Source organism: Caballeronia sp. SBC1, from assembly GCF_011493005.1.
Taxonomy (GTDB): Bacteria; Pseudomonadota; Gammaproteobacteria; order Burkholderiales; family Burkholderiaceae; genus Caballeronia.
In genome coordinates this window covers 2,304,899-2,327,574 of the sequence record NZ_CP049156.1, presented here as the reverse complement: position 1 = coordinate 2,327,574, position 22,676 = coordinate 2,304,899, and the positions used below count along the sequence as shown (strand labels likewise).

General features: G+C 59.2%; 19 protein-coding genes. 10 read left to right on the top strand and 9 right to left on the bottom strand.

Annotation, left to right across the window (positions count from 1 at the left end):
• Positions 1 to 24: 24 nt before the first annotated feature.
• Entirely contained in the window at positions 25 to 1,752 is a 1,728-nt protein-coding gene (locus SBC1_RS10145; protein ID WP_241201920.1) for a TadG family pilus assembly protein, read from the top strand.
• Between the two features lie 115 nt (positions 1,753 to 1,867).
• On the top strand, positions 1,868 to 3,259 hold the full coding sequence (locus SBC1_RS10140; protein ID WP_165091731.1) for a sigma 54-interacting transcriptional regulator: 1,392 nt from the start codon (positions 1,868 to 1,870) through the stop codon (positions 3,257 to 3,259).
• Positions 3,260 to 3,330: 71 nt separating this feature from the next.
• Here the strand turns inward: SBC1_RS10140 and surE are convergent, their stop codons facing one another.
• The 9 genes from surE to SBC1_RS10095 all read right to left on the bottom strand — a co-directional run bounded on the left by surE (position 3,331) and on the right by SBC1_RS10095 (position 14,640).
• A complete protein-coding gene (gene surE, locus SBC1_RS10135) occupies positions 3,331 to 4,122 on the bottom strand; it encodes a 5'/3'-nucleotidase SurE (protein WP_165091728.1) in 792 nt (263 codons plus the stop codon).
• A 186-nt stretch (positions 4,123 to 4,308) separates the two neighbouring features.
• Positions 4,309 to 4,548, bottom strand: coding sequence for a hypothetical protein (locus tag SBC1_RS10130; RefSeq protein WP_165091726.1), 240 nt, complete (start codon positions 4,546 to 4,548; stop codon positions 4,309 to 4,311).
• Positions 4,549 to 4,724: 176 nt separating this feature from the next.
• Complete coding sequence (locus SBC1_RS10125) at positions 4,725 to 5,738, bottom strand: DUF1571 domain-containing protein (protein ID WP_206365949.1); 1,014 nt, start codon at positions 5,736 to 5,738, stop codon at positions 4,725 to 4,727.
• Positions 5,739 to 5,911: 173 nt separating this feature from the next.
• Positions 5,912 to 7,225, bottom strand: a complete 1,314-nt coding sequence (locus SBC1_RS10120) for an acetyl-CoA C-acetyltransferase (protein ID WP_165091724.1) — start codon at positions 7,223 to 7,225, stop codon at positions 5,912 to 5,914.
• Positions 7,226 to 7,355: 130 nt separating this feature from the next.
• Positions 7,356 to 8,273: a MaoC family dehydratase gene (locus SBC1_RS10115; RefSeq protein WP_241201919.1), complete on the bottom strand. Its 918-nt coding sequence runs from the start codon at positions 8,271 to 8,273 to the stop codon at positions 7,356 to 7,358.
• A 2-nt stretch (positions 8,274 to 8,275) separates the two neighbouring features.
• Positions 8,276 to 9,706, bottom strand: a complete 1,431-nt coding sequence (locus SBC1_RS10110; RefSeq protein WP_165091722.1) for a 3-oxoacyl-ACP reductase — start codon at positions 9,704 to 9,706, stop codon at positions 8,276 to 8,278.
• A 36-nt stretch (positions 9,707 to 9,742) separates the two neighbouring features.
• Positions 9,743 to 12,247: an acyl-CoA dehydrogenase gene (locus tag SBC1_RS10105; RefSeq protein ID WP_165091719.1), complete on the bottom strand. Its 2,505-nt coding sequence runs from the start codon at positions 12,245 to 12,247 to the stop codon at positions 9,743 to 9,745.
• Positions 12,248 to 12,365: 118 nt separating this feature from the next.
• The gene (locus SBC1_RS10100) at positions 12,366 to 13,184 is read right to left on the bottom strand and encodes a TetR/AcrR family transcriptional regulator (RefSeq protein ID WP_370469555.1); all 819 of its coding nucleotides are present in this window, start codon (positions 13,182 to 13,184) and stop codon (positions 12,366 to 12,368) included.
• 229 nt (positions 13,185 to 13,413) lie between these two features.
• The gene (locus SBC1_RS10095) at positions 13,414 to 14,640 is read right to left on the bottom strand and encodes an MFS transporter (RefSeq protein WP_165091714.1); all 1,227 of its coding nucleotides are present in this window, start codon (positions 14,638 to 14,640) and stop codon (positions 13,414 to 13,416) included.
• 379 nt (positions 14,641 to 15,019) lie between these two features.
• Here SBC1_RS10095 and SBC1_RS10090 point away from each other — a divergent pair, with 379 nt between their 5' ends.
• The 8 genes from SBC1_RS10090 to SBC1_RS10055 all read left to right on the top strand — a co-directional run bounded on the left by SBC1_RS10090 (position 15,020) and on the right by SBC1_RS10055 (position 22,672).
• Positions 15,020 to 15,649, top strand: a complete 630-nt coding sequence (locus SBC1_RS10090) for an MFS transporter (RefSeq protein WP_241201918.1) — start codon at positions 15,020 to 15,022, stop codon at positions 15,647 to 15,649.
• 401 nt (positions 15,650 to 16,050) lie between these two features.
• Entirely contained in the window at positions 16,051 to 18,393 is a 2,343-nt protein-coding gene (locus tag SBC1_RS10085; RefSeq protein WP_165091711.1) for a type VI secretion system Vgr family protein, read from the top strand.
• Positions 18,390 to 19,208 (top strand): DUF4123 domain-containing protein, encoded by an 819-nt coding sequence (locus tag SBC1_RS10080; protein ID WP_165091708.1) that lies wholly within the window; start codon positions 18,390 to 18,392, stop codon positions 19,206 to 19,208. Before SBC1_RS10085 ends, SBC1_RS10080 begins: the two co-directional genes overlap by 4 nt.
• A complete protein-coding gene (locus tag SBC1_RS10075) occupies positions 19,205 to 19,696 on the top strand; it encodes a DUF3304 domain-containing protein (protein ID WP_165091706.1) in 492 nt (163 codons plus the stop codon). The genes SBC1_RS10080 and SBC1_RS10075 overlap by 4 nt, the downstream gene beginning before the upstream one ends.
• A 26-nt stretch (positions 19,697 to 19,722) precedes the next feature.
• Complete coding sequence (locus SBC1_RS10070; protein ID WP_165091703.1) at positions 19,723 to 20,208, top strand: DUF3304 domain-containing protein; 486 nt, start codon at positions 19,723 to 19,725, stop codon at positions 20,206 to 20,208.
• A 26-nt stretch (positions 20,209 to 20,234) separates the two neighbouring features.
• Positions 20,235 to 20,720 (top strand): DUF3304 domain-containing protein, encoded by a 486-nt coding sequence (locus SBC1_RS10065; protein WP_165091700.1) that lies wholly within the window; start codon positions 20,235 to 20,237, stop codon positions 20,718 to 20,720.
• A gap of 96 nt (positions 20,721 to 20,816) precedes the next feature.
• Positions 20,817 to 22,349: a DUF2235 domain-containing protein gene (locus tag SBC1_RS10060; RefSeq protein WP_165091697.1), complete on the top strand. Its 1,533-nt coding sequence runs from the start codon at positions 20,817 to 20,819 to the stop codon at positions 22,347 to 22,349.
• A 74-nt stretch (positions 22,350 to 22,423) separates the two neighbouring features.
• A complete protein-coding gene (locus SBC1_RS10055) occupies positions 22,424 to 22,672 on the top strand; it encodes a PAAR domain-containing protein (protein WP_165091694.1) in 249 nt (82 codons plus the stop codon).
• The last annotated feature ends 4 nt before the right edge of the window (positions 22,673 to 22,676 follow it).

Below are 22,676 nucleotides of genomic sequence, written 5' to 3'. Positions count from 1 at the left end.
CGCGGCCGCAAACGGCAGCGCGGCGTGGCGAGCGTATTGGCGGCGTTCTGGCTGCTGGTAGCGGTCGCGGCGCTTGCCGCTATCGATGTGGGCAATGTGTTTTATCAGCGGCGCGTGTTGCAGAGCGTGGCGGACATGGCGGCGAACGCAGGCGCGCAGGTCGTCGACAACGCCTGCTCCCGTGCACCCACCACTGCGCTCGGCAGTGCGGGCGCGAATGGCTTCAATGCATCGGCGTCAGGCAACTCCATTGCCACGACGTGCGGGCGCTGGGACCCGACGCTCTATGCAGGTCCCAGCTACTACTCGGCGAACGCTACGCCGAGTAACGCAGTGCAGGTGACGGTGTCGAAGCAAGTGCCTTATTTCTTCCTGGGCGCTGGACGCGTAGTCAGCGCGACGGGGCTGGCACAAGCGGTCAACGTGGGGGCGTTCACCATTGGCACGACGACTGCACTCGTCAACCCGACGGTTATTACCAGCCTGTTGAACGCCATGCTCGGTACGAATATCAACACGGCGCAGATATCGGCGCTAGGTTACGCAGGTCTTGCGCAATCGCGCATCCAGATTGGCGACCTCGTGACGGCAGCGGGTGTGGGTACGGTGAACCAATTGCTTGCGATGAACGTCACCGCTGCGCAACTTGCCAATCTGATGCTCACCGCGTTGCAGACCACTCAGGTTGCGAACGCGAATTTATCGGCGGCGGTTGGGGCGCTGCAGGCCGTCGTGAGCGCGAATATTCCTGGCTCACAGATGTTCGCCATAGGCGCGGCGAACGGTACACCGGGCCTCCTGCAAGTCGGACTCGCCGATACCCAGTCTGCGCTCACTGCAACTATCAGCCCACTGGACGCGCTGTTCGTCGCGGCCGACATCGCACAGGCAGGAAAGTCAGCGGTGAATGTGTCGACGGGACTGAACCTTGGCGTGGCAACGGCGACATTGCAGGTGCAAGTGATCCAGCCGCCCGTGCTGGCGATAGGCGAGGCTGGGCAGACGCCGGCGGGCGCATGGCGGACCGTCGCGACGTCATCGCAAGTGCGCGCTTATCTCGGCTTGAGCCTGGGGGCCGTGCCAGGTTCGTTTTCGGGTCTGGGTTCGACGCCCTTGCTGACTTTGCCGATATCACTTGAGGTCACGCCCGGAACCGCCTGGCTCCAGTCCACTCAATGCGCCACGACGGCAGCGGCGAGCAACAGCGTTGTCGGCGTGCAACCGGGGCTTGCCAACGTGTGCGTGGGCAATCCGCCTTCGAACATGTCCGCGTCGGCGGCGTTCAATTGTTCGCAGCCCGCCACGCTGGTTTCCGTACCCAACATCCTGACTCCGGGAATTCCCCTTCTCACCATCTCGGTGAAAGCGCCGATAACGGCCGTTGTTCCGCCGGACAGCACCTCCACGCTGATATTCGATGGCATCGTAGGGAATACTGACGATTATCAAACGGTGAACTCGAACCGTGCGGGCCACGTAATCAGCTACGCGTTGGCCAATCTTTCCACGGCGATCTCGCAAGGCGGGTTGGTAGTGAATACGCCCGTGCCGATTCTGAATGCGGTGATTCAGTTGCTGATCCCCGGCTTGGTTAGCGCGACGCTGAGCACGCTCGTTAATTTGCTGACGCCCGTACTGGGTGCACTTGATTCGGTCCTTGTCCCGGTCCTGCAACTCCTGGGCGTGCAGATCGGCGTAAGCACGATCCACGATTTATCTCTGACCTGTGGTCAGTCACAGCTTCAGTATTGAACGGATGATTGAACTCACGGGCCGCCGGTGCCGTTAATAACGTAACCAACGCCCAAGCGATGAACACACGCAACGGGCTGCGAAGCCAACAGATAGAAGCCATGAGACTTGATCAATGAGACCAGCGACAAAAATCGATGACCTCGATATTTACGTGTGGGAAGGCAAGGCGGATATCGTCGAGCAGGTGGTGCGCTGCATGTCGAGTTTCGAAGTCGATGTGATCCGTGCCGACGGCATGTCGATTGCCGCGAGCCAGGACGCCCAGCGCCAGGCAATCGCGATTGTGAGCGTGAGCGTGATTGACACGGGCGCATTTGCATTGCGCGATTGGGAAGCGCATCGCGGCATGCCGGTGATCTGGGTGGGCGCCGCGCCGCGTGAGCGTGACACGAGCGTTTTCCCCACTGACTATTCCCATATTCTGCCGCTCGATTTCACGGGCGCCGAGTTGCGCCGCATGGTGGCGAAGCTTGCCCAGCAACTACGCGCGCATGGCGAGCAAGTTCAAGAATCGAGCGCCCTGATCGCGAATGCGGAGTGCATGCAGGCATTGCTGCACGAAGTGCAGACCTTTGCTGATTGCGACACCAGTGTGCTCGTGCATGGCGAAACCGGCGTGGGCAAGGAGCGCATTGCGCAGATGCTGCACGAACAGCACAAGCGGTATTCCGAGGGACCGTTCGTGCCGGTCAATTGCGGCGCGATCCCCGACGGTTTGTTCGAATCGCTGTTCTTCGGTCACGCGAAAGGCTCGTTCACCGGCGCCGTGATCGCGCACAAAGGCTATTTCGAGCAGGCCGATGGCGGCACGCTGTTCCTCGATGAAATCGGCGATATGCCGCTTTATCAGCAGGTCAAGTTGTTGCGGGTACTGGAGGACAGTGCGGTCACGCGGATTGGTTCCGCCACGCCGGTCAAGGTGGATTTCCGGCTGGTCGCCGCGACTCACAAGAGCCTGCCGCAACGGGTGAAGGACGGTGACTTCCGCGCGGATCTTTACTATCGGCTGGCGGTGATCGAGTTGAAGATTCCGTCGCTGGAGGAACGCGGGGCGCTCGACAAGATTGCGTTGTTCAAGTCGTTCATCGCGCAGGTAGTGGGGCAGGAAAAACTCGCGACCTTGCCCGAGTTGCCGTACTGGCTGGCCGATGCTGTCGCCGAGAGTTATTTCCCCGGCAACGTCCGCGAGCTGCGCAATCTGGCGGAGCGCATAGGCGTGACCGTGCGGCAAGTTGGATCGTGGGACACCGCGCGACTGCAGCGCCTGCTCGCGCTTGCCCGCACCTCGCAGCCGGTGCCGCCTGAGCTGAGCGCTGAAGTGATTGTTGACCGCAGCAAATGGGACATGAATGAGCGCAACCGCGTGCTGACCGCGCTGGAGGCGAATGGCTGGCGGCGGCAGGATACCGCGAGTCACCTGGGCATCAGCCGCAAGGTGCTTTGGGAAAAAATGCGCAAGTTCCAGATCTTCGACGAAGAACCTGAAACGCGCGTAGTGGGTTGAGACTTCTCGAACATTCGCAAACATTCGCAAACAGGCAGCGGAGAAGCCAAAGCTCGCCGTTTGTCCGTCTCTTACGTCAGAGCCGCCGTCAATGCAGCGAACGCGCGTTCGTCGGTGCGTTCGAATTGCAGCGGCGTCACCGACACGCGTCCCGATGCGACCACGGCTGTCTCGCTGTCGGCCGCATTCTCGCGCGGACCGCGCTGGAAACGCAGCCAGTGATATTGCAGGCCACGCGGATCGATTTGTGGCAGGACGTCGATACCTTCCACCAGTCCCACGCCCTGGCGAGTCGGTGTGAGCGGACCGGCCAAAGCGGCGTCTATATCCGGAAAATTCACGTTGAAGCAGGTCGGCGCATCGTGCTCGATAGCGAGCAGCGAGCGGATCACGCCCGGCGCGAGTTCGCGCGCGGTATCCCAGCGCACGTTGTCGCGGTCACTGAAGGTCTGGCTCAATGCAATGGAGGGCAAGCCGAGCAGCAAGCCCGTCATGGCTGCGCCAACCGTGCCGGAGAACATGGTTTCCACGCCCAGGTTGCCCCCGCGGTTGATGCCCGACAGCACCAGCGTGGGTGGCGCCTCCTGCATCAGATGCCGCACGGCCATCACCACGCAATCACCCGGGGTGCCGAGCACGCCGAAGCGACGCTTGCCATGCTCGCTCACGCGCAGCGGCGAATGCAGGCTGATGGAATGCGACGTGCCGCTTTGGTCGTGCTCCGGGGCGACGATCCACACTTCGTCCGCGAGTTCGGCCGCTACCGCTTCGAGCACGGCGAGGCCAGGGGCGTCGATACCATCGTCGTTGGTCAGCAGTACGCGTGCAAGTCTGGGCCGGGGAGCGGGCACTGAAGCAGGCATTGCAAATCTCCTTTGGATTGAGGGAAAGCGTCACTCAATCGATTATTCCAGAGATCGCGATGCCGGGTCGCAGCGTAAAGATGCCGCATGAAGAGGCCGCATGAACAGGCCGCATGAACGGGCCACGACAATTGACGCGTTTGTGAAAAGCGTCCTGGCCGGCTTTACTTCGAATCTACTTCGAATTTACTTGATACCGAGCCCGCGCAGCACTGCATTGCCGTCGTCGGTCAGGCGGAACTTGGCCTCGCCCGGCGTGGGCGACACCATCTCCACGTAGCCGTATTCGCTCAGCGAGGCAACGTCGGGAGGCGCGGCCATCACGTCGATCGGCGCGTGCAGCAGCAACAGCAGCGTGGCGATCTCGTGGTGACTGAGTAATCGTTTGATGGCCCGCACTGGAGCCGTTGCGTCGCGGAGGTTCATGACGAACTCCTTTCGTTAATGCTTGTCTTTATGTCGTGCAGCGCGTCGATCGCACCACGCAGCGGTGCGGGAAGTTTCGAAGAAGTTGGGGCAGGGTACCGGTCAAGTCTTAGGCGAAACTTAAAACAGACCAAAAGCCACGCATGCGCCCGCCATGACGGCAATCCGGTGCGCGGCTAAAAATTGTAAGCCGGGTTCCTGGGGTTGAAAGCGGTGTTGTCGAACGTCTTCGGCACGATGTTCTGGAACACGATGCTTTCGAAGATCTTGCCGTTGTTGTCGAAGGATTCCGCCGTCCGGAAATACGGCCGCCTCAGGTCCAGCCCGAGAATTTCCTTCTTTGCATAGAACTCGGGCTGCCCGGAAGGGGTTTCGTAAGTGAAGGCGACCACGCGGGCACCTTCAATCGTTTTTACTTCGATGTCGTTGGCGCGCGTGATCCCGGCGTCCGCGAATTTCTTGCCTTCGGCCAGGAACTGCTGCGTGATGTACTCGGTACCGAGATCGCGGATGGAATGCCGCGATTGAGAGTGTGCAAGGGCGCCGTTGAGTGACGTCCAGAGCGCTATCACCTTGAGCAGGCCGCCCAGATGGCCGTACATTTCATTGGGGCGCGCGGTTTCGTCGTAGAGAATTTCCTGTCCCGCGTGCGCGCCGTCGGGCAGCCATCTTGCGTAGACTCGCAGCGGATCGCGTGTTATGCGCACCAGCATGTGATCGGCCTGATCCGGCCATCTGCCATGGATACGCTCACGCCGCAGCATGGTGAATTCATACGACGGATAACCGTTCGGACCGTCCTTCAGGTAGCGCGGCAGCGCAAGCGGATCCAGCGATCTGAACAGCGACACGAGCGCCGCATCGCTCATGTTGGCGAGCATGCCGCTCAGCGCGGCGTGGCTCAACCAGCGGACCTGGCCATCAAGCGGGAGCTTGCCGACCTGTGCCGCTGGCGTCTTCGGCGGTGCGCTCGTTGCGCCGGCGGAGAGCGCCGGGCCGGCTGCAGAGGTGGCAGCGGACGTAGGCAAGGCCGCCGTGGCCGTGCTGGCCGCCTCCTGCGCGCTGGCGGGCATGGAAAGGGCTGACAGGGCTGACAGGGCTGACAGGGCGATGGCAGCCAGCAGACTCGGGACCCAGGCGCTTGCCCGGATCAGCTTGCGGTTTTGGCGGCGCTGTCGTGCTCGATGCATGAAGTTCTCCGTGGCCCGTTCATTCTGCTTTGGCTGCGTATGCGTCGCGCAGTTCACGGCAAAATCCTTTCCTTGTCTTAGAACGGATCGGAGAGACCGGAAATTCCGGGGCGTTGCGCTTTATCTTCTTCAGGCGCTGCGTCGACAAAACCTGATTAACCCGCCAGCCGGCATCAACGCTCGAGAATAGCGACCACCCCTTGCCCGCCCGCCGCGCAGATGGAGATGAGTCCACGGCGCGTGCGCGCGTCGCCGGGCGCCAGTGCCAGCATCGACAGCATTTTGGCGAGCGTCCCCACAATCCGTCCTCCAGTCGCCGCGAACGGGTGACCCGTCGCCAGCGACCCGCCATTGACGTTCATGCGGCTGCGCTCGATCGACCCAAACGGGCCGCCCAGCCCGAGTTGCGTCCGGCAGCATTCTTCATCCTCCCACGCCGCGAGCGTGCACAGCACCTGCGCCGCGAATGCTTCATGGATCTCGTAGAAATCGAAGTCGGGCAGCGCCAGTCCCGCGCGTTCGAGCAAACGCGGCACGGCATAAGCAGGCGCCATCAGGAGACCTTCTTTCTTGTCGAAGAAATCGACGGCTGCGGTTGCCGAGAGCGTGAGATAAGCGAGCACGGGCAGGTTGCGTGCGGCGGCCCATTCTTCGGACGCCAGCAACACCGCCGACGCGCCATCAGTGAGCGGCGTGGAATTGCCGGCCGTGAGCGTCCCGGCGTCGCGGTCGAAGACGGGTTTCAGCGCAGCGAGCCGCTCGACCGTGAGGTCCGGCCGCAGGATGTTGTCGCGTGAAAGGCCTTTGTACGGTGTCATCAGGTCGTTGAAAAAACCACGCTCGTACGCGGCCGCCAGCTTTCGATGACTGTCAAGCGCAAGCTCGTCCTGCGCCTCGCGCGATATCTTCCAGCGCTTGGCCATCAACTCGCAATGTTCGCCCATTGAAAGGCCGGTACGGGGTTCGCTGTTACGCGGCAGCGTGGGTTTGATCAACATGCCGGGCCGCAGCTTCGCCAGCGCGCTCATGCGCTGTGCCGTGGACTTGCCGCGGTTCGCTTCGAGCAGGATCTTGCGCATGCGCTCGTTCACGCCAATAGGCGCGTCGGATGTCGTATCCACGCCTCCCGCAATGCCCGCATCGATCTGTCCGAGCGCGATCTTGTTCGCGACCAGTATCGCGGTCTCGAGGCCCGTTCCGCACGCCTGGCTCACGTCGTAGGCGGGCGTTTCCCGGGCGAGGGTGGTGGAGAGCAACGCCTCGCGCGTAAGATTGAAGTCGCGTGAATGCTTGATCACGGCCCCCGCCGCGACTTCACCGAGTCGCAGCCCGTGCAGGTCGTATCGGTCGATAAGGCCTTGCAGCGCGAACGTCAGCATGTCCTGATTCGATGCCGTCGCGTACGCCGTGTTGGAGCGCGCGAACGGAATCCGGTTGCTGCCGAGGATCGCCACGCGACGTACGGCGGGAAGGGCGCTCACAGTCATGATGAGGTCTCGTCGAGGGACACGGCAGGTGCGTCAAGATAGGTTGCAGCCGGCGCGGGTGATTGAGGACACCGTATGATTTTGTATGAGGCGACTGCATCGAAGAATTCGTCCATGGAGCGAGCCCGAATCATGGCAATTCCCATTCGAAGCGGCCGCGCAGATGCAATCGCTCACCCGCCAGATCGCGCACTTCAAAGTCGCGTTCCGTCGGCGATGAAGCCGCGGTCCACAACGTGGTTTCGGCAGGCAGGAAAATGGGCGACTTGAAGTCGCCCTGCACATGAGCGGCGTCGAGTTGCTTCGACGGTTGCAACGCCGCGAGCGTGCGCCCGAGCGTCCACATGCCATGAGCGATGGCACGTGGAAAGCCGAACGCTTTCGCCGAAAGGGCATGCAGGTGGATAGGGTTGAAGTCACCGGACGCTTTTGCGTAGTCACGGCCGAGTTGTGCAGGAAGCTGCCAGCGTGCTTCACGAACTAGCATGGGCGACGTGTGATCGGCTTGGGGGACTGAAGCATGACCCCGACCCGCGACGCCTCTCTTCAGATACACACTGTCCGCATCCCAGACCGCCTCACCGCCGCGATAGATGCGCGTATGCAGCGTGAACGCTTGCCCCCTGTCGTGAGCCACCAGCGCGCCGCTTTCTACTTCAATGCGTAATGACTGTCCCGAGTGCAGCGTGCGCCGCAAGCGCACGCTGTTGGATACATGTACGAGACCCATCGCGGGCCATGGAAACGCGGGGTCGGTGAGCAACATCAGGTGCAGCGGGAACGCCATCACGTGAGGGAAGGTGACCGGCACGCCTTGCTCCGGAATGAAACCACATACGCGCGCATAGCGGCCGATCTGTTCGGGATCGAGCGCCACGCCTGGACGCACGAGGCGCAGCGGCGGCAGTTCGGCAACCCTCTCCGGGCGTTTGAAAATGCCCTGCAGCGCGCGGCCATAGAGTTTCACGGGGGGTGGCAGGGACTCAAGGATCACCGTGCGCATGCGTTGCGAGCTTGACGGCGAACTTGATGGAAGCGGCATGCCCATGGTCATGCTCCGATCAAGCTTTGTCCGCACACGCGCACCACATTGCCGGTGATGCCGGCGGACGCGGGACTGGCGAGCCACGCGATCGTCTCTGCAACGTCCACGGGCTGACCGCCCTGGCTCATCGAATTCATGCGCCGTCCGGCTTCGCGAAGTCCCAGCGGAATCCGGGCGGTCATCTGCGTTTCGATGAACCCTGGAGCCACCGCGTTGATTGTGATGCCGCGTGCGCGCAGCGGTTCCACCATGCTTTGCACGCGGCCGATCACGCCAGCCTTCGATGTCGCGTAATTGGTCTGGCCGAGATTGCCGGCAATGCCGCTGATCGACGATACCCCTATGATCCGGCCGCCCGCATGCAGCACGTTTTGATCGAGCAGCAAGTCGTCTATGCGTTCCTGCGCCGAAAGGTTCACGTCGATCACGCTGTCCCACGCGGCTTCTGTCATCTTCGCGATGGTCTTGTCGCGGGTGATGCCGGCGTTGTGCACGACGATATCGATCTCGCCCATCGCCAGCAGCGCAGCCGCGATGGTCTTGGGCGCGTCGGGCGCGGCGATGTCTGCGACGAGCGCCGTGTGCGCCCCTTGCGACGGCCACGCATCTTCCAGCGCGAGCATGGTCTGGTCGAGCGCGTCCTGTGCTTGAGGGACATCGAGCCCGATCACGTGCGCGCCGCGATCGGCCAGCACCTGAGCGATCGCCGCCCCAATCCCGCGTGCCGCGCCCGTGACGAGCGCACGTTTGCCCGCGAGCGGCTGGTTCCAGTCGACGGGTGGAGTGACCGGCGTGGCGTCAATATGCACGACTTGCCCCGATACATACGCCGAGCGCGGCGAGAGCAGAAAGCGCAGCGCCCCTTCAATATCGGCGCCCGGTTCCGCCTGGACCAGATTCGAAGAAATGCCGCCGCGCGCTTCCTTGCCGAGCGAACGCGTCATGCCTTCCAGCGCCCGTTGCGCGGTCCAGGCACGTGGTGACTTGCAGGATTGCGGCGGCAGTCCAAGGACCACGATACGGCCGCTCTTCGCCACCGAGCGGATAGCGTCGTGGAAGAAGCCGTAAAGTGCATGCAGTTGCGTGCTGTCGCTAATACCCGTGGCATCGAAGATCAGCGCCTGCACGCGGTCGTTCGACGGCGCGCCCGGCGCGCGCGGCTCGAAGCGTCCACTCATGGCGCCGTGTCTTGCCGCGACGGGCAACCAGCCGAGCGCACTTTCGTGGGCCACGCTCGTCATGCGGAGGGTGGTCAGCAGCGTAATGAGCGGCTCGAACAGCGTGGGCGACGGCCCCGCTCCGATCGCTGCTATACCACCGAATTCCGCGCGTCCTTGCGCGTGCCGCCGCAATACCTCCGGCTGAGGCAAGCCGATGGAACGCGCGACGCTCGCGCCGAAGGGGGAATTGACGAAGTCGAGATAGCGATCTTTCATGCCTGCCTGAAAACGGTCTAGCGCTTGTGAGAAGGATCACGCATGGATTTCCTCGGGCTCGTTCGCCAGTGCTTCCTGGCGTTTCTTCAACGCATCGAGCATACCGAAATCCGCGTCGAAGTCATCGACCTTGACGACTTCCACGCCGTAACGCGCGTAGTCGGAGAGTACCTGACGTTCGGTCGCATCGATCAAACCGCGCGTTTCGCAGGCCGCAGCCCATGCGTCGAGTTCGGGCAGGCTTTGCGGCATCGGCGGAATCTGCTTGGCCTTGACCGCGTCGCGCAGCTTGTGCTCGATTGCGGCATAACGCGGACTCAGCGCGAACATCAACTCGCCGTAACCGAGCGGATCGATATGCGCGGGCGGAGCGTACGAGTCCGCAATCAGACGTTCGCGGGCGTCGCCGGGGGTGGTCATCAACTCGGCGATAGCGCTTCCCAGCGCATCCCCCGGCACGCGATGAGGCATGCCGAAAGGAAACGCGAGCGTGCGCACAAAGCCTGCGGCGAGCGGCTTCGGATAGTTTGAGAGTACGCCTTCGAAGGCCGTTTGCGCTTGATGCAGCGCATCTTCAACCCCCCAGCGCACGAGCGGAAGATCCGCTTCAGGGCGGCCATCGTCTTCGAAGCGCTTGAGCGTGGCCGAGATCAGGTAGAGCTGCGAGAGGATATCGCCGAGTCTCGCCGAGAGGCGTTCGCGCCGCTTCAATTCGCCTCCGAGTGCGAACATCGATACATCCGCGAGCAGTGCGAATGCCGTGGCGAAGCGAGTGGCCGCGCGATAGTAGGGCACAAGACGCGCATCAGCGCGGGTGGGTTTGGGGATCAGCACGCTGCCGCCCAACGCGAACACGAAGCTGCGCACCGCATTCGATGCCGTGAAATTCGCGTGACCGAAGAAGGCGCTGTCAAAATCGCGCAGGCCTTTGGCGCGGTCGGCATTGCGGGTAGCGGTCATCTCTTTCAGCACGTACGGATGACAGCGGATCGCGCCCTGTCCAAAGATAATGAGGCAACGCGTGAGGATGTTCGCGCCTTCCACCGTGATCGAGATTGGCACTTGTTGATAAGCGCGGGCGAGGAAATTCGATGGCCCCATGCAAATGCCCTTGCCCGCGACTACGTCCATGCCGTCGTTGATCACGTTGCGTGCGCGTTCGGTGATGTGATATTTCGCGATCGCGGAAATCACCGACGGTTTCTCGCCAAGATCAACGCCTTGCGCCGACAACCGGCGTGCCGCGTCCATCACATACAGGTTGCCGCCCATGCGCCCGAGTGCTTCCTGCACGCCTTCAAACTTGCCGATCGCGGTACGGAACTGCCGCCGCACGGCGGAGTACGCACCGGTGCCGCGCACGGCCAGCTTCGCCATGCCCACGTTCGATGATGGCAAAGAAATGGCGCGTCCCGCTGCAAGGCATTCCATCAGCATGCGCCAACCGTTGCCCACTTGTTCGCGTCCGCCGATCACCCACTCGAGTGGGATGAATACATCCTTGCCCCAGTTCGGTCCGTTCTGGAACACCGCATTCAGCGGCCAGTGACGGCGCCCGATATTCACGCCCGGATGCGTAGTTGGAATGAGCGCGCAAGTGATGCCGGCTTCATCGGCGGCGCCTAGAAGATGGTCGGGATCGAGCGCGCGAAACGCGAGGCCTAGCACTGTGGCTATCGGCCCAAGCGTGATGTAGCGTTTCTCCCAAGTCACGCGAAAGCCAAGCGTTTCGCGGCCCTCATGCAACCCTTTGCACACGATGCCCACGTCGGGAATCGCCGCCGCGTCCGATCCCGCGTAGGGGCTGGTCAGCGCGAAGCAGGGGATTTCATCGCCACGAGCGAGGCGCGGCAGATAGTAGTTCTTCTGTGCTTCGGTGCCGTAGTGCATCAGCAATTCCGCGGGGCCGAGCGAGTTGGGCACCATCACTGAAACAGCTGCGGCAGAGCAGCGCGTGGCGAGTTTCATGATCACTTGCGAATGCGCGTAGGCGGAGAATTGTTTGCCGCCGTACTGCTTCGGAATGATCATGCCGAGGAAGCCCTTCGACTTGATGAATTGCCACGTTTGCGGCGACAAGTCTTGCCAGACCGCCGTCGTTTCCCAGTCGTTGGCGAGATCGCAAAGTTGCGTACATTCCGTGTCGATGAACGCGCGCTCTTCTGCCGTGAGCACCGGCGCGCCGAGTGCGAGCAGCGTGTCCCATTTCGGGCGGCCTGAGAACAACGCTGCATCCCACCAGACCGTACCCGCTTCTATCGCATCGCGTTCGGTCGGCGACATCTCCGGCAGGATCTTGCGGAACACCTCGAAGATGGATTTGGTCAGCAGCGCACGGCGCACCGGCTTGATAGCAAGCACGAGCGCGGGCAGTACGAAGACAGTCGCAAGGAGCGCCGTGACGACCGGACCCGTCACCCCTGCGAACCAGCCCATAGCCACCCAGATCACTACCCATGCGAGCCAGGCAACGGCGGGCGCTTGCATATACAGCAAAGCGCCGCTCACGATAAACAGTGCGACCACGAAGCTGGCTGTCATGACGACCTCTCCCGATGTTGTTCGATAGTGTGCGCTGGAACGGCATGGAGGCGGTGTGCATCGGCAGCTTATTGTTTAGCACATTACATACCCGGCGCGTGCGTCGTGCGTCCTCTCTTCAGGCGGTGGCATGTTGGGACGCGTCATCGTGCGCAAACGGACTCGCGCTCAAAGGGGCCGCCGTGAGGGCCGTTGCGCTATTCGGGACCGGTTCGCGCTCGGCGAACATGGAGGCGAACTGGCACGCGCCGTTCGGCGGAGACAGCGGAGCCTTGAGCGCGGCCACCATGACGAGTGCGAGACGACCGATCAGTTGCGAGTCCTCCAGACGCTGGCCCTGCGTGAAATCCGCGATCAGGCTACTTGTCTCAGCCCCGGCAAGAATGCCGCTAAGAGAGCCGATGCAAAAGTGCAGCCGCCAGCCAAGTTCTTCGCGAGGCAAATGCGGCAGGACAGTTTGAAACGCGCGGAAGAATCCCTCGGCAACGTCCGCATAGATGCCGCGCAGGAAATCGCGAATGAACGGCGACGGATCGGTGTAGGCGCGGCCGAGGAGGCGCAGCAAAGCAGGGCCGCTTTTCTCGATGCAGCGGGATTGCTCAAGCGCCGGGATAAACATTGCGCCGAGGATGTGCTCGCAGGTGAGTTGCGAACCCAGCGAGGACTGAAAGCGTTCAAGCAAGGCGAGGCGGTTCTGGTTTAGGCCGTCGAGGCGACGGGTGAGCATTGCGTGGATCAGCGCGTCCTTGCCGCCGAAGTGATAGTTCACGGCGGCCAGGTTTGCATCGGCGCGAGCGGTGATGAGCCGCATCGACATGGCTTCGTAACCGGCGTCAATGAAGAGCGCTTCGGCGGCGTCGAGCAAGCGGGTCTTGGTATCGCCGGACGGGCGTGATGACGCGCGACTGGATGCTGTGAGCGTGGAGCGGGTAGGCACTGGCATCTCCGGGACCGTTGCGGCGGTCCGCCTTGTGGAATTGTCGATTAAAGCCTTTGATTAAAACGGGCGTTCTAATCAAGATAAAAAGCTTTGGCGATATCGACAAGCCATTTTATGGAGCGTGCTCTCTAGAAAGAGAACGATCGTGCGAGAGGACGGGAGAAAAACAGATACGAATCGAGTGGAAAAATGGGGACGCAAGCGCGTCCCCATCGAATCAAAATCCTTAAACCGAGCCCGCAACTCCGACATGCTTGGCGGACTCTGTCATGTCAATCCCGCGCCGTTCGCGGCTAAAGAAAATAAGCCCCGCGATCACCACGGCGACCGTGCCGCCGACCAGCGCCATGGCGAGTCCATAGTTGTTGCCATTCTTGATGGCGATAGACGCTTGCATGGTGGCATTGACCGAGGCCAGCAAATTGCCCAGCTGATAAATGAGCCCTGGAAACGTGGCGCGAATCTCATCAGGCGAAATCTCGTTCAGGTGTACCGGGATCACCCCCCAGGCCCCTTGAACAGAGATCTGCATCAGAAACGCTCCGGCGGCCAGAGCGACCGGGCCACTCGAGAACGCCCAGAGCGGCAATACCGGCAAAGCGATTAAAGCGGCAATAAAAATTGCCCACCGGCGACCGATTTTCTCCGACATGGACCCGAAGAACAGGCCGCCGCAGATCGCTCCGACATTCAGAACAATGGTAATGAGCGCAACCGTGTGGGGATCGAAGTGATGCTGTTCGCGCAGGAAGGTCGGATAAAGATCCTGGGTGCCATGCGAGAAGAAGTTAAACGCGGTCATCAAGACAATTGCATAGATGGACAACTGCCAGTTCTGCTTGAGCGTCTTCAGCAAGCCAGGCCGTGGCCGCTTCTCCATGGCCTTCCATGCCGGCGATTCAGGCACGTGTGCGCGCACATATAAAACCAGTAACGCAGGAGCCACGCCGATAAAGAACATCCCGCGCCAGCCAACATATTGATACGCCACGCCGAACACGATAGAAGCCAGCAGATAGCCGCTCGGATAACCCGCTTGCAAGAGCCCCGATACAAAGCCGCGCGCCTTGGTCGGCACGGTTTCCATGGTGAGGGCCGAGCCCACGCCCCATTCACCGCCCATTGCAATGCCGAACAGCGAGCGCAACACGAGCAGCGTAAAGAGATTCGGTGAGAAACCTGACAGCATTTCCAGCAGCGAATAGATGGCGATGTTGATCATCAGCGTCGGCCGCCGGCCGTACTTGTCGGCAAGACGACCGAAGATCAGCGCTCCAATAGGGCGCATCGCGAGCGTCAGGGTAATGCCTAGAGCGACCTCCGGAATCTTCGTATTGAATTCCGCGGCGATGTCTTTCAATACGAAAACCATTAGAAAGAAATCGAAGGCATCGAGTGTCCAGCCTAAATAGGCCGCAATCGTCACGTTTCTTTGTTCTCGCGTCCAGCTCATTACCGTAATCTCCCCATTCGCGTAATTGATTAATCATGACGACGTGACCGAGGCCTTCTGTGCGCCGCGCCGGATAAGGCGCTCGGCTGGTGTCGGCAGGTTGGAGTGTACGCCGCTGTTTAATTCGATGCTCGCAACGATCAACCAAACTGGTATTAACCCCGGTATGGTTTGGTGTCTTCTGTGCAACGCGGCGATCGGATTGCTTGCGGTTAAGCTTATGAATTAAAGAAAATGAAAGTTAATTGAATTATTATTGTATTAAATCAGTGTGAAGGTGAGCGCTGTACCTCGTGATCCCTACTTTGATACCTGCTTCACTTGAGGGCAAGACATCGGTTCACCTACGGACAAGCGCGTTGACTGGGGGAAATTGATAGTGGCCGCATTGACACAAGACCCGCCGAGTCTCCACGTCCGCTATTCCTCGAGCCCGATAGCCCTATGTCTTCATCTCGGCTTTTCTCGGCACGGCAATCGAACAGTACGATTTCCTGCTTTACGGCACCGCTTCCGCGCTCGTGTTCAGCAAGACATTTTTCCCGAATCTCGATCCCTTGGCGGGCACCATAGCGGCACTGGGTACCTATGCGGTGGGTACTTCGTACGCGGTGTCGGAGTGCTGAACTGTGGGCACTTTGGCGATCGGATCGGACGCAAGACGTTGTTGCTGACAACTTTCCTGGTGACGGGCGTTGCCTCCACGCTGGTTGGTCGTCTACCTACGTATGCGGCCATCGGTATCTGGGCGCCGGTTCTTCTGACCACGTTGCGCGTATTGCTGGGTTTCGCCATAGGCGGTGAACAGAGCGGGGCAATCGTGGTCGGGGTCGAAAGCGCGCCGGTGAACCGCCGTGGTCTGTATGGGAGCATGAGTAATGCAGGGAGTTATGGCGGCGCGCTGCTCTCCACCGGAGCGCCTCTGTTGACATCGTTATTGCCGGAGCATGACTTCCTGTCGTGGGGATGGCGCGTACCGTTCCTTTTCAGCGCGGTGCATTTTCGTTAGCAAATTCCAAGGGTCACCGAATATCAATAATTCAATGACCCTATTTTTCTCTGCGGCCTTCGCAAACTCTTGCGACAATTTATGACGATTCGATTGTCGGAGACTCTTTGACTTAATGTAGGACTGCAATGTTTAATACAGGGCTGAAAAGATTTTGGATTAAGGTTTCAGAATTTTAACATTTTGGCATCTAGTCGATGCAGGCTAATGGGTCCGTCCGATGAGATAAAGACCGACGCCGCATCGCAAGGAGCACCCGTCCGCAGTAATCCCTACTGCGCCGCGGTCCATATTTTCGGATTGCTAAATGGATCGCTTTCCGCGCAAAAAAATTTCCCGGGACGCTTTCCTACGCGCCCCGACGTATGTTGTCTGAATTAAAGGGGGTATTCGTGGGATCAATGGTTCTGCCGTCCCAGGCATATGCGATCAAGCTGGCGCCGCATCCTGCACAGCTCTCGGTGCTCAAGTTCAGCGGGCGCTCCGCTGTAAGCGAGCTGTATCGCTATGAAGTTGAGCTGACAAGTCCAATCAGCGACATCGCGATGGACCAGGTATTGGGCCGGCCCGTAAAGTTCACGACCGATCCCATCGATCCAAACGCCGACTATCTGCGCAAGATGTTTGGCGAAAACGCGGAGAAGTTCAGCGAGATGCCGGCAGCGTTGACGGTCCATGGCATTGTCACGGAGTTCGACCAGTTCGAGACTTCAGCCGACCAGACTCGCTACAAGCTCGTGATCAAACCGCGCGTGGCGGACCTCGGGCGCGGCCTCAAGAGCCGGCTGTTCCAGAAGCAGTCAGCGCAGGAGATCATTGCCGCGACTCTCCGGCACCACGGGCTTCGCGAGGGTGTCGACTTTGTGTTCAAGCTGCGCGCGCAATACAAGCGTCACGCGTATGTGACGCAATACCACGAGACCACAATCGCGTTCATCCAGCGCATCATGGCCGAAGAGGGCATGTGGTTTCGCTTCGAGCATACGAAAGAGTGCGAGGTCATGATCTTTGGCGACGACCTCGACGCTTATGCACGCAACCAACGCATCGTGCCGTTTCGGCGCGACGCCGGGCTGGAAAGCGCGGGCGCCGAGGCCATCAAGTCGCTTGAGCGGCACACGCAACGCGTGCCCGAGGCGGTACAACTGAATGACTACAACCATCGCGAGGCAGGCGTGTCGCTGCTCGTCGAGGTCAACACCGCGCGCGACCACAAAACCACGAACGCGGTCGACTCACAATGGGGTGAACACTACGAGACGCAGGAGGAGGGCCAGCGCCTCGCGCGGATGCGCCATGAGGCACATCTGGCACAACAGATTACCTATACAGGCACGGGCAACGCGTTTGCGCTGGAAGCGGGCGAGGTGTTGCGTCTTGATCAGAACCCTGAAGACGCGCCGCATGGATTTTTTATTGTGTCAGTGGAGTCAAGCGGTGGGCGCGATCACGCTTACTCCAATACGTTCTCGGCGATTCCGTCAGACCGTGTCTGGCGCACGCCAGTGGTTTCGAGTGCGCAGCCGATCATTAGCGGCATTTTGCCGGCGCGGGTTACCTCGCCCGGGAATTACAAGCGTGCGTATTTGACGCCGGAAGGCTGGTATGTAATCAAGCTGCCTTTCGACCTTGACGAGTGGAGTCCGGGTGGTACGAGCCGACCGGTGCGGCTGGCTAAACCGTACAGCGGCAATAACTACGGGCACCACTTCCCGTTGATCGACGGGGCGGAAGTCGCGATCACCTTTACCGGGGGGGACCCTAACCGGCCGGTGATTATCGGCGCAATGCACGACAGCCTGCACCTGGATCTTGTCAACAACCTGAACCATACCCGGAATCTTATTATCACCGCCGCTGGAAACACCATGCGGATGGAGGATAGGGAAGGGTACGAGCACGTGCATCTGACGACGCCGTTTCAGGCTAGTCAGCTTAATCTCGGGCATATGGTTGACGGTGAGCGTAAGGAAAGGGGGCTAGGCGGAGAATTTCGCAGTGACGAGCACGTGGCAGTGCGCGGTGCAAAGGGCGTGCTTGTTACCGCGGAAGCGCAGCCTGCTGCAAACGGCAAGCAACTCGACATGACCAGCGCGAAAGCGCATCTCGAGGATGCACTCGCATTGATGCAGGCGTTGACGCAGACGGCCGAGGCTGCACAGGCACATATGGCAGAGGTCGATGAGCAACGTCAGTTTCTCGAGCAGCGCCTGGATCGGCTTCAGCAGGCCGTGATCCTGCTATCTGCTCCTCACGGCATTGCATTGACTAGCGGTCAGCATCTGCAACTCGCGACTCAAGACAATTTAGCGGTTAATGCGGGTGGATCAGCGGATATCGGCGTACGGAAGAAGTTCACGGTGGCGGCTGGCGATGCGATATCGATGTTCGCGCAGAAACTTGGCATGAAGCTCTTCGCTGCCAAGGGCAAGGTGGAGATTCAGGCTCAAAGCGATGAGATGGCACTGGCTGCGCTAAAGGACATCACGATTACCAGCACTGACGGCAGGCTCGTCCTGTCAGCGGCGAAGGAGGTTTGGATCGGCGCGGGCGGCTCGTATATCCGCATCAACGGTAATTCCATCGAGAATGGCACGCCAGGCGTCATTCTCGAGAAGTGTGCCAAATGGGACAAACCCGGCCCTGCTTCAATGCAACCAGTAATGCCGCTGCTGCCAAAGTCAATCTGTGTCCCGTGCCTGCTCGCCGAATTCTCTCAGGGCGCTCTGCTAGGCACGAAATGACAAATACAACAATCGAGCTTGAGTCTGAAGCGCTGGCCGTGGCAATTCACGAATTCCAGGTCGCCACTCCGGGCCTGCAAACGTGTGCCTTGGTCTATGGCGTTGCGTACCCGCAGTTATATCGCGAGTTGCGACAGTGGCTCGGGCAAGACATGGCGGATCAACGGCTGTCGCTGATATTCGACGCGCACTCCGAAGACCGGCGTGATCAATATGGTCCCTATCTGGTTCGTATTGCTCCAGGGGCATCGAAGCCAGCGAGCTTGCTGACCAAGCTTGCACGTTGCTGCGTGGACGACTTTCGCGGTGTCTCTTTTCTGTTTTCCCAATTACCACTTGGTGACCTTGTCGCAGGACTTCGTGAGCGCCTCGACGTGACATGCGATGACCGCAGCGAATGGCAGATGAAATTCTTCGATACCCGCTCACTTGCCGTGCTCGATCGTACGCTTTCAGTCGAACAGCGCCGTGCTTACTCGTGCTTGGTAAATGAGTGGTGGTACATCGATCGGTACGGGAGTCTGCGGAGAATCACCGGCGATAACGCGACAACCGATTCGTATTGCGGGCCGCTCGAACTCAATGAGCAACAAGCTGTGTCTTTTATCGACGCTGGACTGGCAGATTCCGTTCTGCATTCGCTCAGTCTGACCGACGACGACCTGCTTGCGATTTTTGACGCACGTACCCGTTACCGGATCTGCGAAGAGGCGCTCGCGGGGGCTTCAGAAGACGAACGCAACAGCGCCTTGTTGTTGGCCGACCGAGTAAGAGAAGCGATGCTTAGTGCGCAAGAAAGATCGGAGAGGGCATGATCGTGAAGATGGCTGTCAGGTGGAGTTCGATTGCAGTGATCAGTTTGCTCATAATCGGGAGCCTTTCGGGTTGTGAGAAGGATCCCTACATGCTTGGGATCATGGGATACAACTACACCGATCGAGCAATCGCAGATTTCGCAGTGAACGGTGCGGCGGGTAGCAACGTTGAACTCAGCACGCCAACTGGGGGCGGTGGAAAGATGTCGTGCTGCGTTGTTCTAGCTAGAAACACCAAAGCCCCCTTCTGGATTGATGTCGAGTACCAGATGGACGCGCTCGAGTCCTATCCTCCCAGAAAACTAATTGAACCGGCCGGCAAGTACATAAAAGCCAAAGTCCAGGTTAAGGGTCCTATCCCTTCAGATCCAAGTTATTTGGAAGTTCATTTTTTTCCTGATCAGCACATCGAAGTAGCGATTTCAGGGCAGGACGGGCCTTCTGCGCCGCGGCTCAAGCTCGATCGGCGTTTGCCTTTTGTTCGATAAATAGACGCTAGGGAGCTAACATTAAAGTGAAGAAGAATATCCGTTTGGGTTCGATTGCAGTCGTTAGTTTGCTCACAATCGTGGGCCTGTGGGGTTGCAAGAAGGAGCCCTACACGCTAGGGGTTGTGGGGTACAACTACACCGATCGAGCGATCGCCGATTTTTCTGTGGATCGTCAATGGGGCGGCAATGTTGTTCTCAGTACATCAACTTCTGGCGGAGGAGGAACGATGTGTTGCATCGTTATAAACAGACGCATCGAAACGCCGTTCTGGGTCGATGTCGAATACCAGATGGATGCTCTCGAGTCCTATCCGCCAAGAAAAATGATCGAGCCTGCTGGCAAGTACGTTAAAGAACGCGTCGAGGTCAAGGGCCCTATTCCTCCAGATCCCGGATATTTGGAAATCCACTTTTACCCCGACCACCATATTGAAGCCGCAATTTCAGGGAAGGACGGCCCTTCTGCGCCGAGGCTGAAGCTCGATCGGCGTTTGCCTTTTGTTCGATAAATAGATGCTAGGGAGCTAACATTAAAGTGAAGAAGAACATCCGTTTGGGTTTGATTGCGTCGATCAGTTTACTAACTCTCGTGATCCTGTCGAGTTGCGCGAAAGATCCCTATATGCTTGGGATTATGGGATACAACTATACCGATAGAGCAGTCGCAGATTTCGCGGTGAACGGTGCAGCAGGCAGCAACGTTGAGCTCAGCACGCCAACTGCAGGCGGTGGAAAATTGTCATGCTGCGTTGTCCTCGGCAGAAACATAAAGGCGCCCTTCTGGATTGATATCGAATACAAAATGAGTGCTCTCGAATCTTATCCTCCAAGAAGGATGATCGAGTCTTCGGGAAAATATGTGAAGGCACGGGTCGAGGTCAAAGGTCCCATTCCTCCCGATCCAAGCTATCTGGAAATTCACTTTTACCCTGACCACCACATTGAGGCCGCCATTTCGGGGGCCGACGGCCCATTGCCGCCAAGATTGAAACTTGCGCGGCGTCTTCCCTTTGTTCGCTAAAGACACCTCCTGACTATGCTAGACAACATTCAGACTCCCCCTTCGGCGGGGCTGCGTCCCCTGACAGCAGTTGAACGCCAGCAACGTGCAGAGGCTATGGCATCTCTTGATCCCTCCAAGAAGCCTGGTACACCGGACTGTTCTCAATCACTGTGGCTTTCTCTCTTTTTTGACGGTACCGGCAATAACCGATTCGTCGATACTTCCAAGTCAAAACAGAGTAACGTCGCGCGCTTGTTCTTTGCACATGAGTATGACGACGACAGTACCGGCAGGCACCCAATTTACGTCAACGGATTGGGGACAGCATTCGAGCAGATTGGTGAAAAGACTGAAAGCACATCTGGCGGCGCTTTTGGAGCAGGTGGCGAAAAACGTCTGCGGTGGGCACGGGCCGAGTTCGACAAAAGAATAGCGAAAGCGAAGGCCCGCGCGACTAATCCGAAGCAGCCGATCCGGATGATCAGTGTGTCGCTCTTCGGTTTTTCCCGAGGCGCAGCGCTCGCGCGAGCCTTTGCGGTTCACCTCGCCTCGGAATGTCGCGAGAAAGGCGGAGCGTGGACGTACCAGGGCTATCCGATTCGGCTCTACTTCATGGGGTTGTTCGATACCGTCGCATCGGCAGGTTTGCCCGCGAGTGCCAAGATGATCGACCATAGCCCGGTTATCCTCGGTGCTTTTTCCGTTGTGTTTCCTCTTCTTGGTGCGGGGTTGAGGCTTGTGCCAAAAAACGGTCACTACGACTGGGCAGGGAATCTCAAAATTCCCGCGATGGTTGAGCAGTGTATTCACTATGTAGCCGCCCATGAAGTGCGTGACTCGTTTCCTTTGGATTCAGTGCGCGACGGAAAGCACTACCCAAACAACACATCTGAGATTGTGTACCCAGGCGTTCACTCGGATGTCGGAGGAGGATATGCGCCAGGAGAACAAACGAAAGCACTGCTGGATAACGAGAAACTAAGTCAGGTACCTCTGTTGCATATGTATCGAGTTGCACGCGCTGCCGGCGTTCCACTACAGCCGCTGGAAAGGATGGATGTAGACACCAAAGCATCTTTTGACCTCTCCCCCAAAACAGCGGGTCTTTTCGACAACTATCAAAGGAAAGCACAAGCCGGTGGGCCGATAGAAAAGGCCACGTCCGATCATCTTCGCCAGCTCTACGTCGCCCGAGGTTATCTCGCTAATTTTACCGGAGGGAAGGCCGCGAAAGGACGTGTCCCGCAGGCGAAAGATGTGTTGACGCAGGCAGGCAACGGTCAACAGGCGTCTGACCTATTGCGTGAGGTTTCGCGGGTCAATGAAAACGGACTTGCTGTTAATAAGTCGATGGGAAAGGAAAATGACCGCAAGCTAAACGGCAAGACCCTAACTCTGCGCGAGGCGACGCTTTCCATGGCATATGAAGATGTCTCGCTGCTTACCGGTTCAGACAGCGAAAGACAAACCGCGCTCGACTTCTTCGACTACCTGGTTCACGACTCGATCGCAGGTTTCGGCAAGGATTTTTCAAAGCTTGAGAACTGGCGAATGATGTACTTCGGCGACGTCGGTTACGAGCCGGAAAACAACTGGGATTTCGCAGAGAGATCAACGCCGACAGAAAGAGATGAAGCACTTGCCTAGTTCCATAGTCATTATCGTTCCGCGCACTGGCAGTAGCCCCGGCCCTTTGGGCCAGTTAGAAAAATGAGATTGCGATGATAGATTTGAGCCGGTTTGGCGAGGCTACCGATCACGGTGGCAACGTAGTCGGCGCTTCGACCACGATGCGCTTCCGTAACCGTTTCGTCGCCCGAAAAAGCGACGAAGCAATTCGCCCGCTACATGACGTCAAATCCAGCGTCATCATCGAGGGAGACAAAACAATCGCAGATGGTGGCGTACACGTAGCGCGTCGTGGAGACCGCACGGTGTGCGGCTGCCGTTTGATTGCCAGTTTGCGCTGACTCG

Coding starts and splice junctions, on each gene's coding strand:
- SBC1_RS10140 (WP_165091731.1), top strand. CDS start 1,868: ATGAGACCAGCGACAAAAATCGATGACCTCGATATTTACGTGTGGGAA.
- surE (WP_165091728.1), bottom strand. CDS start 4,122: ATGCCTGCTTCAGTGCCCGCTCCCCGGCCCAGACTTGCACGCGTACTG.
- SBC1_RS10130 (WP_165091726.1), bottom strand. CDS start 4,548: ATGAACCTCCGCGACGCAACGGCTCCAGTGCGGGCCATCAAACGATTA.
- SBC1_RS10125 (WP_206365949.1), bottom strand. CDS start 5,738: ATGCATCGAGCACGACAGCGCCGCCAAAACCGCAAGCTGATCCGGGCA.
- SBC1_RS10120 (WP_165091724.1), bottom strand. CDS start 7,225: ATGACTGTGAGCGCCCTTCCCGCCGTACGTCGCGTGGCGATCCTCGGC.
- SBC1_RS10115 (WP_241201919.1), bottom strand. CDS start 8,273: ATGGGCATGCCGCTTCCATCAAGTTCGCCGTCAAGCTCGCAACGCATG.
- SBC1_RS10110 (WP_165091722.1), bottom strand. CDS start 9,706: ATGAAAGATCGCTATCTCGACTTCGTCAATTCCCCCTTCGGCGCGAGC.
- SBC1_RS10105 (WP_165091719.1), bottom strand. CDS start 12,247: ATGACAGCCAGCTTCGTGGTCGCACTGTTTATCGTGAGCGGCGCTTTG.
- SBC1_RS10095 (WP_165091714.1), bottom strand. CDS start 14,640: ATGAGCTGGACGCGAGAACAAAGAAACGTGACGATTGCGGCCTATTTA.
- SBC1_RS10085 (WP_165091711.1), top strand. CDS start 16,051: ATGGTTCTGCCGTCCCAGGCATATGCGATCAAGCTGGCGCCGCATCCT.
- SBC1_RS10080 (WP_165091708.1), top strand. CDS start 18,390: ATGACAAATACAACAATCGAGCTTGAGTCTGAAGCGCTGGCCGTGGCA.
- SBC1_RS10075 (WP_165091706.1), top strand. CDS start 19,205: ATGATCGTGAAGATGGCTGTCAGGTGGAGTTCGATTGCAGTGATCAGT.
- SBC1_RS10060 (WP_165091697.1), top strand. CDS start 20,817: ATGGCATCTCTTGATCCCTCCAAGAAGCCTGGTACACCGGACTGTTCT.
- SBC1_RS10055 (WP_165091694.1), top strand. CDS start 22,424: ATGATAGATTTGAGCCGGTTTGGCGAGGCTACCGATCACGGTGGCAAC.